General features: G+C 63.6%; 16 protein-coding genes and 1 tRNA gene. 6 read left to right on the top strand and 11 right to left on the bottom strand.

Translation table 11 applies throughout. From position 1 onward, the window contains the following. The first annotated feature begins 106 nt into the window (after positions 1 to 106). A complete protein-coding gene (locus tag IC614_RS05560) occupies positions 107 to 733 on the top strand; it encodes a DUF308 domain-containing protein (RefSeq protein ID WP_200972903.1) in 627 nt (208 codons plus the stop codon). A 43-nt stretch (positions 734 to 776) separates the two neighbouring features. Here IC614_RS05560 and IC614_RS05565 read toward each other — a convergent pair. Together IC614_RS05565 and cpdR are read right to left on the bottom strand one after the other, a co-directional pair. Further along, a tRNA-Val gene (locus IC614_RS05565) sits at positions 777 to 851 on the bottom strand. Positions 852 to 904: 53 nt separating this feature from the next. Then, positions 905 to 1,282 carry a cell cycle two-component system response regulator CpdR gene (gene cpdR, locus IC614_RS05570; protein ID WP_200972904.1) on the bottom strand — a complete coding sequence of 126 codons (378 nt, stop codon included), beginning with the start codon at positions 1,280 to 1,282 and terminating at the stop codon, positions 905 to 907. A gap of 146 nt (positions 1,283 to 1,428) precedes the next feature. Between cpdR and IC614_RS05575 the strand changes: the two genes are divergently transcribed. Then, a complete protein-coding gene (locus IC614_RS05575; RefSeq protein ID WP_200972905.1) occupies positions 1,429 to 2,301 on the top strand; it encodes an N-formylglutamate amidohydrolase in 873 nt (290 codons plus the stop codon). 259 nt (positions 2,302 to 2,560) lie between these two features. Here IC614_RS05575 and IC614_RS05580 read toward each other — a convergent pair whose 3' ends face one another. Continuing rightward, on the bottom strand, positions 2,561 to 3,364 hold the full coding sequence (locus tag IC614_RS05580) for a SapC family protein (protein WP_200972906.1): 804 nt from the start codon (positions 3,362 to 3,364) through the stop codon (positions 2,561 to 2,563). Between the two features lie 63 nt (positions 3,365 to 3,427). Then, entirely contained in the window at positions 3,428 to 4,861 is a 1,434-nt protein-coding gene (locus IC614_RS05585; RefSeq protein ID WP_200972907.1) for an FAD-binding oxidoreductase, read from the bottom strand. Between the two features lie 98 nt (positions 4,862 to 4,959). Between IC614_RS05585 and IC614_RS05590 the strand changes: the two genes are divergently transcribed. From IC614_RS05590 to IC614_RS05600, 3 genes are all read left to right on the top strand, one after another. Further along, on the top strand, positions 4,960 to 5,403 hold the full coding sequence (locus IC614_RS05590; RefSeq protein ID WP_200972908.1) for a hypothetical protein: 444 nt from the start codon (positions 4,960 to 4,962) through the stop codon (positions 5,401 to 5,403). Positions 5,404 to 5,487: 84 nt separating this feature from the next. After that, a complete protein-coding gene (locus tag IC614_RS05595) occupies positions 5,488 to 6,840 on the top strand; it encodes a DEAD/DEAH box helicase (protein ID WP_200972909.1) in 1,353 nt (450 codons plus the stop codon). Then, positions 6,792 to 7,004, top strand: a complete 213-nt coding sequence (locus IC614_RS05600) for a DUF1289 domain-containing protein (RefSeq protein WP_226372744.1) — start codon at positions 6,792 to 6,794, stop codon at positions 7,002 to 7,004. Before IC614_RS05595 ends, IC614_RS05600 begins: the two co-directional genes overlap by 49 nt. 74 nt (positions 7,005 to 7,078) lie before the next feature. Here IC614_RS05600 and tgt read toward each other — a convergent pair whose 3' ends face one another. Beyond that, positions 7,079 to 8,212 carry a tRNA guanosine(34) transglycosylase Tgt gene (gene tgt / locus IC614_RS05605; RefSeq protein ID WP_200972910.1) on the bottom strand — a complete coding sequence of 378 codons (1,134 nt, stop codon included), beginning with the start codon at positions 8,210 to 8,212 and terminating at the stop codon, positions 7,079 to 7,081. A 42-nt stretch (positions 8,213 to 8,254) separates the two neighbouring features. Beyond that, positions 8,255 to 8,701, bottom strand: coding sequence for a MarR family winged helix-turn-helix transcriptional regulator (locus tag IC614_RS05610; protein WP_207791157.1), 447 nt, complete (start codon positions 8,699 to 8,701; stop codon positions 8,255 to 8,257). Between the two features lie 395 nt (positions 8,702 to 9,096). On the opposite strand from IC614_RS05610, the gene IC614_RS12430 reads away from it, so the two are divergent. Beyond that, on the top strand, positions 9,097 to 9,450 hold the full coding sequence (locus IC614_RS12430) for a GNAT family N-acetyltransferase (RefSeq protein ID WP_318963683.1): 354 nt from the start codon (positions 9,097 to 9,099) through the stop codon (positions 9,448 to 9,450). Here the strand turns inward: IC614_RS12430 and queA are convergent. The 5 genes from queA to IC614_RS05640 all read right to left on the bottom strand — a co-directional run bounded on the left by queA (position 9,447) and on the right by IC614_RS05640 (position 12,975). After that, positions 9,447 to 10,478 carry a tRNA preQ1(34) S-adenosylmethionine ribosyltransferase-isomerase QueA gene (queA, locus tag IC614_RS05620; protein WP_200972912.1) on the bottom strand — a complete coding sequence of 344 codons (1,032 nt, stop codon included), beginning with the start codon at positions 10,476 to 10,478 and terminating at the stop codon, positions 9,447 to 9,449. The genes IC614_RS12430 and queA overlap by 4 nt on opposite strands. A 10-nt stretch (positions 10,479 to 10,488) precedes the next feature. Then, a complete protein-coding gene (locus tag IC614_RS05625) occupies positions 10,489 to 11,223 on the bottom strand; it encodes a peptidylprolyl isomerase (RefSeq protein WP_200972913.1) in 735 nt (244 codons plus the stop codon). A 67-nt stretch (positions 11,224 to 11,290) separates the two neighbouring features. Then, entirely contained in the window at positions 11,291 to 11,794 is a 504-nt protein-coding gene (coaD, locus tag IC614_RS05630) for a pantetheine-phosphate adenylyltransferase (protein WP_200972914.1), read from the bottom strand. A gap of 27 nt (positions 11,795 to 11,821) precedes the next feature. After that, positions 11,822 to 12,721: a polyprenyl synthetase family protein gene (locus IC614_RS05635; protein ID WP_200973111.1), complete on the bottom strand. Its 900-nt coding sequence runs from the start codon at positions 12,719 to 12,721 to the stop codon at positions 11,822 to 11,824. Positions 12,722 to 12,729: 8 nt separating this feature from the next. Next, the gene (locus IC614_RS05640; protein WP_200973112.1) at positions 12,730 to 12,975 is read right to left on the bottom strand and encodes an exodeoxyribonuclease VII small subunit; all 246 of its coding nucleotides are present in this window, start codon (positions 12,973 to 12,975) and stop codon (positions 12,730 to 12,732) included. Positions 12,976 to 13,102 lie beyond the last annotated feature (127 nt).

Genomic DNA, 13,102 nt, shown 5'->3' on the forward strand with positions numbered 1-13,102 from the left:
TCCTTGAAAGCCTCTGTAACTTAGACGCGAATGAATCGTTGTTATGCCATCCTCCCACTGTTGGCGCATGGCATCAGGAACGCTGGATCGGAATGGGAGTGTAGAGATGGTGCTTTCGACGTTTGAAAAAGAAAAAACCGGAACGGCCGATCACCGCTCGCAGCGGTTGGTCTTGCTCCTCTGCGGTCTTCTCATCCTTCTTTGCGGGGCAGCGACGATTATCGTCGATGCGGCCGACCCGCGCGACGTGGTGCGCAAGACCGGCGTCCTGCTGCTGATCGCTGGAGGGTTGGAGGTCATCGCAGGCATCGCCCATCGCCGCTTTGAACAGACTGAAGGGCGATTGGACGTCATCCTCGGCATCATCTCGCTCGCGGTGGCCGCTTATTTCCTTTTGTCCCCCGCTTATACGGCGGTGCGGTTCGCCGGACTGCTGACGTTGTGGCTTCTCTCGAGAGGCGGGATCGACATGCTCGCCGCGTTTCTGACCGGCGACCTGTTCTCGGAGGAAGGCCGGCTGCTGCGCGCCTCGGTCGACCTCGTCCTCGGCCTCGTCTCCTATATCGGCCTCGGCACCACCGCGTGGTGGGAAAGCCTGATGGGCTGGCCGACGACCGCTTCGCACGTCACCTTCCTGTTCGCCGGGGTCAGCCTTGCCGCCGCCGGATTGTTCCTGATCGGCATTTCACGACCCCGCTATGCGCGGGAAGAGGCTCGCGGCATTGACGAATAGTCCCGCCTGGCGGCGACATCGCTTTGATTTCTGGGGAAGAATATGGTGGGCGTGGCAAGGATTGAACTTGCGACCCCTGCGATGTCAACACAGTGCTCTACCACTGAGCTACACGCCCACTCGTGGAGGCGGCTATTAGCGGGCACTTCCTCCCCGCGCAAGCGCCCAATGTCACAATCTTCCGTGCTGATCCTCGGTTTGGAACAGACGGTCGACTTCCGCCACCAGATCGCGCAGATGAAAGGGCTTGGACAGGATGCGGGCGTCCGGATTGGCCTTTCCGGCTTTCAGCGCGACGGCGGCAAAGCCGGTGATGAACATGACGCGCATATTAGGATCGATAGCTGACGCCTTCTGGACCAGTTCGATGCCGTCCATTTCCGGCATGACAATGTCGGTCAATAACAAGTCGAAGCGTTCCCGCTCAAGGATCGGGAGCGCGTGGGTGCCCCTGTCGACCGCCGTTACTTCATACCCAACCTTCTCCAGCGCGCGGGAGAGATAGACGCGCATCGACGTGTCGTCCTCTGCCAGCAAAATCCTCGTCATGCGCGCTCCGGTATTGGAAGAAAGCCTCCAATCGGGGAGGCGGACGCCTTATGCGTTAGAACGCGGCACTTTGCCAGCGGTGCCGTGCCGGGCGATATTTCAGGATTGCGGTTGCGGCGCGGCCTCGCCGGGCGTAGCGCTGAAGCATGGCCGACCGCCCCGCCGATGGCGATTCACGCCCCTTCCGCCGGGTTGGACCGGAAGCCCTCGCCTCGCCCGTCATCCTGTCCGTTCCTCATGCCGGACGCCGGTATAGCGACGCGCTGATCGCCGCCGCGCGCATTCCGCTGCACGCCTTGCAGTCGCTGGAGGACCGGCTGGTCGATCGCCTCGTCTGGCGCGCGGTCGCGGCCGGCGCGACGGCGCTGATCGCCGAGGTTCCGCGCGCCGAGATCGACCTCAACCGTCATGAGCGGGAGATGGACCCGCTGTCGGTCGCCTCGCCGCTGCCGCATTCGGCTTTCATCCAATCGGCACGGACGAAAAGCGGGCTCGGCCTCGTTCCTTCCCGCCATCCGACGGCGGGCGCGATTTGGCGCCACCGCTTGAGCGTGACGGAATTGGAGCAGCGAATCGCCAGCATTCACCGCCCCTTCCATGCGGCGCTCGCCGGTCTGCTGGAAGAAGCGCGGGGCATTTTCGGAGTCGCCATCCTGCTCGATTGCCATTCGATGCCGCCCCGTCATGGACGCGAAAGGCCGGACATCGTGTTCGGCGACCGGCATGGGACGAGTATGGGTCTCCAATATCGCGACACGGCCCTGTCGGTCGCGGCGCGGACCGGGTTCCGCGTTGCACTCAATACCCCTTATGCGGGCGGGCACATCACCGTGGCCCATGGCCGCCCAGGGGACGATATCCATGCCTTGCAGATCGAAATCGACCGTTCGCTCTATCTTGACGCCGCCCTCAAGGAACCGGGCCCGGGTTTCGACCGGGTGACCCGTCTCATCGCCGCTCTCGCTGACGCCTTGGCGGAAGCCGCCATCGGCGACAGCCCCGCACTGGCCGCGGAATAAAAAAGACCACCCCGTGCGTTGCACGGAGTGGCCAAGGTTCAGGGAGGAACGCCCTCAAAGGGACGTAATACAAAGCGGTAAGGGGGAAACCGCGTTGTATCTCTTACGATTTAGGGAGGGTGCCCTGGCTTTCAAGCACCCGATCAACTTCTTGTAAAATAAATAGATTCTTTGTCGCGGCCATGAAAAAACGGCCGGGACGCTGTCCCGGCCGTCTATCATTGACACGTCGGCGCGGCAAAGCGTGCCGCTTTTCCGGTCAGGCGTCCGCCTTGTCCTCCGCCTTCGGAGCGGTGGCGGCAAGATCCGGACCCTTGCCCTGCGCGGCCTGCTTGCCGAAGATGTCCCGCGCGAAGGACAGCGAGAAGAGGTGGGCGAAGATGAGCGGCAGCATGCCGCTCTGGTTCATCTTGCGCAGGGCATCGCCGCGCAGCTCGCGCAGCTTGTCCTCGGCGACCATCTTGAAACCGCGATAGATGAAAGGCGGGCGGCCGTCCGACAGCTGGATCGAGACTTCGCCATCGATCAGCAGATCGGCGTCCTTCAGCTCCTTCACGAAGGCGCCGGTGCGCTGCACGGACATTTCGAAGTCCTCGCACAGCTTCATGATATTCTGGGTCGTCTCGCTCGGCTTGTCGCCGTCGAACAGCGCCTGGCCGTCCTCGAATTCGCCGACGACGTCCGCCGTCCGGTCGAAGCAGAGCGTCAGATCCTGGGCGTCCGGCTGAAGACGCGCCAGCATAAAGGGATAGCGGCGGATATAGGCCGGAACATAAACGTCCTGGTTGAGCAGCTTGCCTTCGTCGTCGACATAGACGTTCACGCCTTCATTGAGACCCATCAGCGCCAAGGGCACCGGATTTTCGTCCGCAGTGAAGACGATCGGATAATGGCGCTGCGCCAGCACGAATTCGTCGACGGTGACCGGAATCGCATTGGCACCGGCAAGGAATGGCGCCTTGTCCGTTGCGCGGACCTTGAAATTCGGGTGGACGTTGCTCGAAAGCGGCTCGAGCTGATTGTAGAAAAGCGGCATTTGATTGGCCGGCGCTGCGGTCGCCATCGGTCGTCTCCGTTGATTTTGCGTATAAGGCTGCCGGATGGCCGCCCCGTTGCTGCCTGCCGTCTACGAGGGACGCGGCTCGTGCGCAAGCGGGACGAGCTTGCCGGGGTTCATGATGCCCCGGGGATCGAGCGCCGATTTGATCGCGCGCAGCATGAAAAGCCGGGCCGGATCGCCGACACGTTCCAATTCGGAACGCTTCATCTGCCCAATGCCATGTTCGGCGGAAATCGAACCGCCTGCGGCGACCACGGCGTCGTGAACGAAGCGAGTCACGGCGGCGCCTTCATTATCCAGCCACGATGCGGCGGCGTCCCGTGGCGCGCGGACGTTAAAATGCACGTTGCCGTCGCCGAGATGGCCGAACGCAATGACCCGCGTGCCCGGAAAGGCGCCTTCGACCGCCACGGCCGTCGCGGTCATGAAGGCCGGCATGTCCGCGACCGGCACGGACACGTCATGCTTGACGGCGATCCCATCCTTTCGCTCGGCTTCGGAAATGCTGTCGCGAATTCGCCAGAGCGCATCGGCCTGGCCCTGCGATGCTGCGATGAGCGCGTCGTCGGCCGACCCCTGCCCCAGTGCATCGTTCAGGGCGGCCGCGAGGCGCGCTTCGGCCTCCACGCCCGCGGCTTCGACCAGAACATGCCAGTCATGACGTCCGGCGAGCGGGGCGCGGGCGCCCGGAATGTGCGCGAGCACGAGATCGAGCGCGACGGCTGGCACCAGTTCGAAACTTTCGATGGCGCCAGGAATCCTCTCCTCCAGCCGGTGAAGCAAGGCGAGCGCAATTTCCGGATCCCGCAGACCGACCCAGGCGACCGCGCGTTCGGCCACCGCCGGCACCAGGATGAGGCTGGCGGCGGTGACGATGCCAAGCGTCCCCTCCGCGCCAATCAGCAAATGGCGCAGATCGTAGCCGCGATTGTCCTTCTTGAGTGGCGCAAGGCCGTCGAAGATCGTCCCGTCCGGCAGCACCGCTTCGAGTCCGGCGACCAATCCGCGCATCGTGCCGAAGCGGAGAACCTGCGTGCCTCCGGCGTTTGTTGAAACGAGGCCGCCAATCGTCGCATTGTCTTTCGCTCCGAGGCTGAGCGGAAAGCGGCGCCCCTGCGCTTCCGCCGCTTCATGCAGATGCGCGAGAATGACTCCGGCCTCGCAAATGGCGAGATTGTCCTCCGGCGACAGGTCGCGGATGCGGTTCATCCGGCGAAGCGAGAGAATGAGCGCATCGCCGTCAGGCGATGGTGTCGCCCCGCCGACCATCGACGTATTCCCCCCTTGCGGCACGATGGGGACGCCCGCCCCGGCGCAAAGCCGGACGATTTCCGCCACTTCGCCTGTGGACGATGGCGACAGCAGCGCCGCTGCGCGGCCCTGAAAGCGTCCGCGCCAATCGGTCAGCCATGGCGCCATTTCACCAGCATCGGCGGAAAAACCTTTGGAACCAAGGAGGTCGGCAAGGCGGGCAAGCAGAGCGGGGGAAGGATTTGCCATATGCGTCGGGGCCGATATTAATCGCATCAGGGCGGAGGGGCAATTCAGCGAATGTTCAACCACGGAAGGGGATGTGCGGCGTCCATGGAGCTTGCCCGATGATCCTGCTGAGCGCCGCGCTCTTCCTCCTGTCCGCTGCGGACGGAGCGGAGCAGCTGCGCCCGATTCCGGCGGGCAATGTGGCTCAAGTCGTCGTCCATCAGCGCACGATCATCCGCATCCCTGTCCGCCTCCGCCAGCCGTCCGCGACAACGGCGGTGGACTGGGAAGAAAGGCGTGGTCCGGATTGCATCCCGACCGCGCAGATCGTCGGCGCCACCTTCCTCGGCCAGAATAGCGTCGATCTGATCCTGAAGAATAATCGCCGCATCCGGGCCCGGCTCGAGAATAAATGCCCGGCGCTCGATTATTATTACGGCTTCTATCTGACCCGAAGCAGTGACGGAAAGATTTGTGCGGACCGCGACCTCATCCGCTCCCGCGTCGGCGGTCAATGCGAGATAGAAGCATTCCGCACGCTCACCGCAGCGCCCAAACGCTGACCTGTCCTTGACAAAAGCCCTGATGTCGGCACAAGCCGCAGGGAGAAGCGTATCGCCCGCCGAGCGCATTTTTCCGGATTTTAAATGACCTTTGCCGATCTCGGCCTTTCCGACGAATTGCTCCGCGCCGTAGCGGAAGCGGGCTATGACGACCCGACGCCGATCCAGCGTCAGGCGATCCCCTCCGTTCTCATGGCCCGCGACCTGATCGGCATCGCGCAGACCGGCACCGGAAAGACCGCGAGCTTCGTGCTGCCGATGATCGATATCCTGGCCCAAGGGCGCAGCCGGGCGCGCATGCCCCGATCGCTGATCCTGGAGCCGACCCGGGAGCTCGCCGCGCAAGTCGCCGAGAATTTCGAGAAATACGGAAAGCACCACCGGCTCTCCATGGCGCTCCTCATCGGCGGCGTATCGATGGGCGATCAGGTGAAGGCGCTGGAAAAGGGCGTCGACGTACTGATCGCGACTCCGGGCCGCCTGATGGACCTGTTCGGGCGCGGGAACATCCTGCTCACCAGCTGCAACCTGCTCGTCATCGACGAAGCGGACCGGATGCTCGACATGGGCTTCATCCCGGACATCGAAGATATCTGCAAGAAGCTGCCGACGAACAGGCAGACCCTGCTTTTCTCGGCCACGATGCCGCCACCCATCAAGAAACTGGCCGACAAATTCCTGTCCAATCCGAAAATGATCGAAGTGTCGCGGCCCGCAACGGCCAATGCGTCGATCGACCAGCGCCTGGTCCGCACGGAAAGCCGCAAGAAGCGGGACGTGCTGAAGAACCTGCTGCGCGATCTTGACGTCGCGACCGCGATTATCTTCGCCAACCGCAAGACGACGGTGCGCGAACTGACGACCAGCCTCAAGCGCTCCGGCTTTTCGGCGGGGCAGATTCATGGCGACATGGAACAGCCCGAACGCCTGAAGGAACTGGACCGCTTCAAGGCGGGCGAGATCAACATTCTCGTCGCCTCCGACGTCGCCGCGCGCGGCCTCGACATCAAAGGCGTCAGCCACGTCTTCAACTTCGACGTGCCCTATCAGCCCGACGATTATATTCACCGCATCGGCCGCACCGGCCGCGCGGGCAAGCTGGGCATGGCTGTGACGATCGCGACCGCCGAGGATGGCGAGCATCTTGGCGCGATTCAGAAGCTGATCGGCACCACTATCCCGCCGTTGGAAGGCGCCGCGCCCGCCGCGGAACCGGATGCCGAGGCGGAGACCCCGAAGAAAAGGCCCGCGCGCGGCCGCCGCAAGAAGGACGAAGCGCCACGCGAAGAGCGGGGGCCCGAGCCCGCCAGGACGGAGCGCCCGAGGAACGATCGCCCGGCCGAGCCCCGTCAAGCTCCGCGCGGCCGGGACGATGAGCCCGACGAAGGGTGGAACGGACCGGTTCCGGACTTCCTCAATTTCAGCGTGCCAAGCTGAGCGAGATTCCTTCCCCCTGCACGGGGATCTGTACGCTTAATCCCGAGCGCATCTGCATCGGCTGCGGCCGGACTCTAAGCGAGATCGGGGAATGGATAAGCGCGAGCGACGAGCAGAAACGGGAAATCGTCGCGGCTGCCTGCAAACGAAAGCCGCGTTCATAGTGCTCCTGCGAAAGCAGGAGCCCAGTTTCTTCATTCGGTGCCGCTAGGCTCCTGCTTTCGCAGGAGCACGACCTTCACTTCTTCAGATATCTGGTCCGGAATCCATCCGCGAAGTTCTTCAACTTCCCCTCTTCAATGGCGTCTCTCAAACCTTGCATCAGCTGCTGGTAGAAGCCGATATTGTGCTCCGTCATCAGCATCGCACCCAATATCTCTCCGGCGCGGATCAGGTGGTGGAGATAGGCGCGGCTCCAGGTGGCGCAAACCGGGCAGCTGCAATCGGGATCGAGCGGTCCCTGATCCTCGGCGAATTTGGCGTTGCGGATGTTGAGCGGCCCGTCATGGGTGAAGGCTTGGCCGTTGCGGCCCGAGCGCGTGGGCAGCACGCAATCGAACATGTCGATTCCCCGTTCGACGGCGCCGACAATGTCGTCGGGCTTGCCAACGCCCATCAGATAGCGCGGTTTGTCGTGCGGCAGCATATCGGGCGCGAAATCGAGGACGCGGAACATCTCGGCTTGCCCCTCCCCCACTGCGAGGCCGCCCACCGCATAGCCATCGAAACCGATATCGATCAGCTTATCGGCGGAAATGCGGCGCAGATCCTCCTCCATCGATCCCTGCTGGATGCCGAACAGAGCCGCGCGCGCGGCGTGATCTTCCCCCATGTCAAAGCCGTCGCGCGAGCGCTTGGCCCAGCGCATCGAACGCTCCATCGAGGCCGCCGCCTGGTCGCGCGTCGCCGGGTAGGACGTACATTCATCGAAGGCCATGACGATGTCGGAGCCGAGCAGCCGCTGAATCTCCATCGATCGTTCCGGCGTGATCATGTGCGCGGAACCGTCGAGGTGACTTTTAAAGGATACCCCCTCCTCGCTCATCTTGCGAAGTTCGGACAGACTCATCACCTGATAGCCGCCGCTGTCGGTGAGGATCGGCCGTTCCCAGCCCATGAAATGATGAAGCCCGCCCAGCCGCGCCATCCGTTCCGCGCCCGGCCGCAGCATCAGGTGATAGGTATTGCCGAGGATGATGTCCGCGCCCGCCGCCCGCACGTCCGCGGGCTTCATCGCCTTCACCGTCGCCGCCGTGCCGACCGGCATGAAGGCGGGCGTGCGAATTTCGCCGCGCAACATCGAGATGGTGCCGGTGCGGGCGGCGCCGTCGGTGGCGGAGATATGGAAGGAAAAACCGGGTCGATCAGACATGGATGGGGCTCTTAATCATGTCCGACGCCGAACGAAACGACTTTAGCGCTCTGCCTTGCCCCTACTCAGAAGAGCGGTGACGGTTTGCAACGCTTCGACCAGGGCGGCCCGATCCAGAGAATCAAGATGGGCGATGCTAGCGGCGACGTCCTGCTGGACTTCGCTGTCGACCGCGCCGAGCACATCGCGCCCTTTCACTGTAAGGCTGATGGGTCGCTGCCGCGCGTCGACGCCGCGATCGCGGTATACAAGTTCAGAGGCTTCGAACCGACGGATCATCCTGCTCAAATAGCCTGCATCCAATCCCAATTCAGCCTGAATGCCGGACGCCGGAACGGGTTGGCAACGGGCGATTTCGAAGAGCACCCGCGCTTCCGCAAGCGAAAGGCCGCTGCCCATGAACGAGGCTTCGAGAACGCCAAAGAATTGTGTGTGGAAGCGGTTGAAGGCTCGCAGCGCCTCGATCGCTTCGGTTGTCGTCCTAATCACCGGATTGACTTGAGATATATAGTTGCCAAAGTCAACTAAATCGAATCGAGGCTGACCTGATGACAAGGATGGATGTGCTGGACCGGCCGGTTTGGTCCGCTCTTAGGACAGGATGGTCGCACTTGGCGGAGGGGGAAGGACATGCACTCCGGCTGAATCAGGATTATGGCCCCTTCGGAGCTGTCCCGGACATTTCGTCGGAAAGCCTTGATGCATTGGCGGGGATAATTCCTCCTGCTGGCGAGCTGTGGCTGGTGCAGCGGGAGGGCGTAACCGCGCCGCCCGGGGCGACCATTCGGAAGGCGGCTCCCGTTACGCAAATGGTCGTGGAACGCATCGCCTCACCCTCTCACACGATCGCATTCGAACCGCTTAGCGAACGGGATGCTTCCCAAATGCTGGAACTGGCGCTGCTCACCGTTCCTGGGCCCTTTGCCCCTATGACCCATCGCTTGGGACGGTTCATCGGAGTCAAGCAAGACGGCCAACTCATCGCCATGGCGGGTGAACGGATGTCCATGCCGGGTTTTCGGGAGGTAAGCGGCGTCTGTACGCATCCGGATCATCGCGGCCAAGGCTATGCACAGGCGTTAATGGCCATCATCACCCAACGGATTTTGGACGAGGGCGACACGCCCTTCCTGCACGCTTATGCAACCAACCGGATGGCGATCGAGCTTTACGAACGACTAGGCTGGCAAGTCCGCGCTCCAATGATCACGGCAATCCTGAGCCGTTGCGAGGCCTAGCGATCAGGAAGCAGTAAGCTCGCATCGCCATAGGAATAGAAACGATAGCCTTTGGCGATGGCATGGGCGTAAGCGGCCTGCATGACCGCGCGGCCCATAAGAGCCGAGACCAGCATGAACAAGGTGGATTTGGGGAGGTGGAAGTTGGTCATCAGCCCGTCCACCACCTTGAAGCGATAGCCGGGCGTGATGAAGATGGCGGTATCGTCCTCGAAGGGTTGCACCAATCCATCCGCATCAGCCGCGCTTTCGAGGAGGCGGAGGCTGGTGGTGCCGACGGCGATGACGCGGCCTCCTGCGGCGCGGGTAGCATTGATGCGGGCGGCGGTCGCGGCGTCGATGCGGCCCCATTCGCTGTGCATCCGGTGGTCTTCCGTATCCTCCGCCTTGACGGGGAGAAAGGTGCCCGCGCCGACATGGAGGGTCAGCGTTTCGTGGAGGATGCCCGCCGCCTTCAGTCGCGCCAGCAGGTTGGGCGTGAAGTGAAGCGCCGCGGTCGGCGCGGCGACCGCGCCTTTTTCCTTCGCGAACATGGTCTGATAGTCGCTGAGGTCGCGGTCGTCGGTCTCGCGCTTGCCGGCGATATAGGGTGGCAAGGGCATGCGCCCGGCGCGTTCGAGCAGGAGCTCCACAGGCTCGTCGCCTTCGAAGGTGAGCAGGAAGCTGCCATCTGCCTCGCGCGCGCCAGCGATGGCGGCAACATCGGCGCCGAAATCGATCCGGCCGCCCTCCTTCAGCCGTTTTGCGTTCCGGATGAAGGCGCGCCAGGATCGCAAGCCCTCCCGCTTGTGAAGGGTGGCGCCGATCCGCGCCTCTCCGCGCATCCCTTCAAGCTGCGCGGGAATGACGCGGGTGTCGTTAAAGACGAGCATGTCTCCGGGGCGCAGGAGGCCGGGGAGGTCGGTGACGATCCGGTCCTCCAGGCTCTCGCCCCGGACCACGAGCAGCCGTGCACTATCGCGCGGCGATACCGGGCGCAGGGCGATCAGATCCTGCGGAAGATCGAAATCGAAGAGGTCGACGCGCATCGGCGCGCCGTCAGTTTTGCGGGGCCGGGGCAGGCTCTGGCGCCGGGGCGGGCGCGGCCGGCTGCGCCGCGGCGGCCAGCTCCGCGGCCGACGGCGGCGGCACATTGTCGGCGCCGATCGAGGCGCGAACGATCTTCGACGGATTGACCGGGGGCTCGCCGCGCTGGATCGCGTCGACATATTGCATGCCGCTCACCACCCGGCCGAACACGGTATATTTGTTGTCGAGGCCGAGGCGCGGCGCGAGCATGATGAAGAACTGGCTGTTCGCACTGTTTTCGGCATTGGCCCGCGCCATCGAAACGGCGCCGCGCACGTGCGGCAGACCGTTAAATTCGGCTTCCAGGTCGGGAAGCGGCGAGCCGCCCTCGCCCGTGCCCCGGGGATCGCCGGTCTGGGCCATGAACCCTTCGATCACGCGGTGAAAGAGCAAGCCATTATAGAAACCCTGGCGCGCCAGGGTCTTGATCCGCTCGACATGGTTGGGCGCAATGTCCGGGCGCAGCTGAACGCTGACCCGGCCGCCGGTCGACAAATCGAGGTAAAGCGTATTTTCCGGATCCAGCGCCGGGGTGACGAGAAGGGCCTGCGCTTTGGCCGCGGTGGCTTCGGCTGCGGCCGCCTCCGTCATCGCGGCAGTGCCGGCGCTCGCCTCGCGGGGGACCGGGCTGCTGATCGTTTGCGCGGCGAGCGGACCCGCAAACGCGGCGGCAACGATCAGGGCGAAAGCGGATTTGAAGCGCATGTGTGTCATTGTCCTTGGAATGCCGGTCGCGGCTTTGCCGCCCTTCTGCTTAGCCGGGCCTGAACGATCAAGAGCCTTTGCGGCCGATCGCCTCGACCCGCGCGGAAACGTCCGCCGCGACGGCGGAGGTCACGAATTTCGAAATATCGCCGCCGTAAAGGGCGATTTCCTTCACGAGACGGGAAGCGATGGGCTGCAGGGACACGTCGGCCATCAGGAAAACCGTCTCGATCCGGTCGTTGATCTGCTGGTTCATGCCCGCCATCTGATATTCATATTCGAAGTCCGCGACGGCGCGCAGGCCGCGCAGGATCATCGACGCGCCTTCCCGCTCCGCGAAATCCATCAGCAGCGAATCGAAGGCGACGACCTTGATGTCGCCCTCGATCCCCTCGATTTCGCGCCGCACCATGGCGAGCCGCTCGTCGAGGCTGAACATCGGCGATTTGGACGGATTGGTGGTGACGCCGATGACGAGGCAGTCGACCAGCTTCGCCCCGCGCCGAATGATGTCCATGTGGCCAAGCGTAATGGGATCGAAGGTTCCCGGATAAACGGCTGTCCGTGTCATGCGCTGAAATCCCCCCTCAGGCGCCGGTCAATGATCGCGTTCGACCGCAAAGCGGGCGATGGCGCGCAGCAGGTCGGCTTCCGGCCCGTACGTCTTGAGATGATCGACCGCCTGATCGACGAGCAATTGCGCCTGCCGCCGCGCGCGGTCGACACCGAGCAGGGACACGAACGTTTCCTTCCCCGCCGCATCGTCCTTGCCGACCTTTTTCCCCGTCACCGCCTCGTCGCCCTCGACATCGAGAAGGTCGTCAGCGATTTGAAAGGCAAGGCCGAGATCGTGGGCATAGCCGCGCAAGGATGTCCGCTCGTCAGCCGGGAGCCGCGCCATGATCGCCGCCGCCTCCAGGCAGAAGGCGATGAGCGCGCCGGTCTTCAATTGCTGAAGGCGGGTGACGGTGCCAAGATCCATGTCCGCCTGCGCAGCCATCAGGTCCATCATCTGGCCGCCCGCCATGCCCGCCGGGCCGGATGCGCGGGCAAGTTCCGCCACCAATTCAATCCGCACGGCGGGGTCGGCATGAATGCGGCTGTCGGCCAGCACCTGGAAGGCGAGATCGTGGAGGCAATCGCCCGCGAGCACGGCCGTGCATTCGTCGAATGCCTTGTGCGTCGTCGGCTTGCCGCGGCGCAGATCGTCATCGTCCATGCAGGGAAGATCGTCGTGGATCAGCGAATAGACGTGGATGCATTCAACCGCGAGGCCGGCGCGAAGCGCGCTGTCTCGCGGGATAGCGAATAATTGCGATGCCGCCGCCACCAGCAACGGTCGCAATCGCTTGCCGCCGCCGATCGATGCGTAGCGCATGGCCTCGTAAAGCGGTGCGCGCTGATCCTCCGCGACGGGAAGCAGCTCTTCGAACAAGGCGTCGATTTCGCTCCCGACCTGGGCGATGGCGGATCGAAGGTCGATCGCGGCCGGGGCCATGGCGGGCATCATTCGCTGTCGAAAGGGGTCGTGCCGGTGGGCTGGCGGTCGGCACCGAACTGAATCGTATCGATACGCGCCTTGGCCGCTTCCAGCCGCGCCTCGCATTGCTTCTTCAACCGGTCGCCCTCTGCATAAAGCTCGATCGAGTGGTCGAGCGCGGCTTCGCCGCTTTCGAGCTTGCGGACGATTTCTTCCAGACGCTTCAGCGCGGCTTCGAAGGAAAGCTGTTCGATCGGTTCGGCTTGTTCCATGGCGCCAGCTTTGGCGTCGAGACCGTCGAGGGTCAAGAAAGTAAAGCCTCTCTCCCCTTGCGGGAGAGGGATTGGGGAGAGGGGGGTGAGCGATGGCCGGACTGTATATCCGAAGCCGCATCGAGCG

The sequence above is a fragment of the Sphingosinicella flava genome (assembly GCF_016025255.1).
Classification (GTDB): domain Bacteria; phylum Pseudomonadota; class Alphaproteobacteria; order Sphingomonadales; family Sphingomonadaceae; genus Allosphingosinicella; species Allosphingosinicella flava.

Bases quoted from the DNA above. Each gene is read 5' to 3' on its own strand.
- IC614_RS05560 (WP_200972903.1), top strand. From the start codon at position 107: ATGGTGCTTTCGACGTTTGAAAAAGAAAAAACCGGAACGGCCGATCAC.
- cpdR (WP_200972904.1), bottom strand. From the start codon at position 1,282: ATGACGAGGATTTTGCTGGCAGAGGACGACACGTCGATGCGCGTCTAT.
- IC614_RS05575 (WP_200972905.1), top strand. From the start codon at position 1,429: ATGGCCGACCGCCCCGCCGATGGCGATTCACGCCCCTTCCGCCGGGTT.
- IC614_RS05580 (WP_200972906.1), bottom strand. From the start codon at position 3,364: ATGGCGACCGCAGCGCCGGCCAATCAAATGCCGCTTTTCTACAATCAG.
- IC614_RS05585 (WP_200972907.1), bottom strand. From the start codon at position 4,861: ATGGCAAATCCTTCCCCCGCTCTGCTTGCCCGCCTTGCCGACCTCCTT.
- IC614_RS05590 (WP_200972908.1), top strand. From the start codon at position 4,960: ATGATCCTGCTGAGCGCCGCGCTCTTCCTCCTGTCCGCTGCGGACGGA.
- IC614_RS05595 (WP_200972909.1), top strand. From the start codon at position 5,488: ATGACCTTTGCCGATCTCGGCCTTTCCGACGAATTGCTCCGCGCCGTA.
- tgt (WP_200972910.1), bottom strand. From the start codon at position 8,212: ATGTCTGATCGACCCGGTTTTTCCTTCCATATCTCCGCCACCGACGGC.
- IC614_RS12430 (WP_318963683.1), top strand. From the start codon at position 9,097: ATGCTGGAACTGGCGCTGCTCACCGTTCCTGGGCCCTTTGCCCCTATG.
- queA (WP_200972912.1), bottom strand. From the start codon at position 10,478: ATGCGCGTCGACCTCTTCGATTTCGATCTTCCGCAGGATCTGATCGCC.
- IC614_RS05625 (WP_200972913.1), bottom strand. From the start codon at position 11,223: ATGCGCTTCAAATCCGCTTTCGCCCTGATCGTTGCCGCCGCGTTTGCG.
- coaD (WP_200972914.1), bottom strand. From the start codon at position 11,794: ATGACACGGACAGCCGTTTATCCGGGAACCTTCGATCCCATTACGCTT.
- IC614_RS05635 (WP_200973111.1), bottom strand. From the start codon at position 12,721: ATGGCCCCGGCCGCGATCGACCTTCGATCCGCCATCGCCCAGGTCGGG.
- IC614_RS05640 (WP_200973112.1), bottom strand. From the start codon at position 12,975: ATGGAACAAGCCGAACCGATCGAACAGCTTTCCTTCGAAGCCGCGCTG.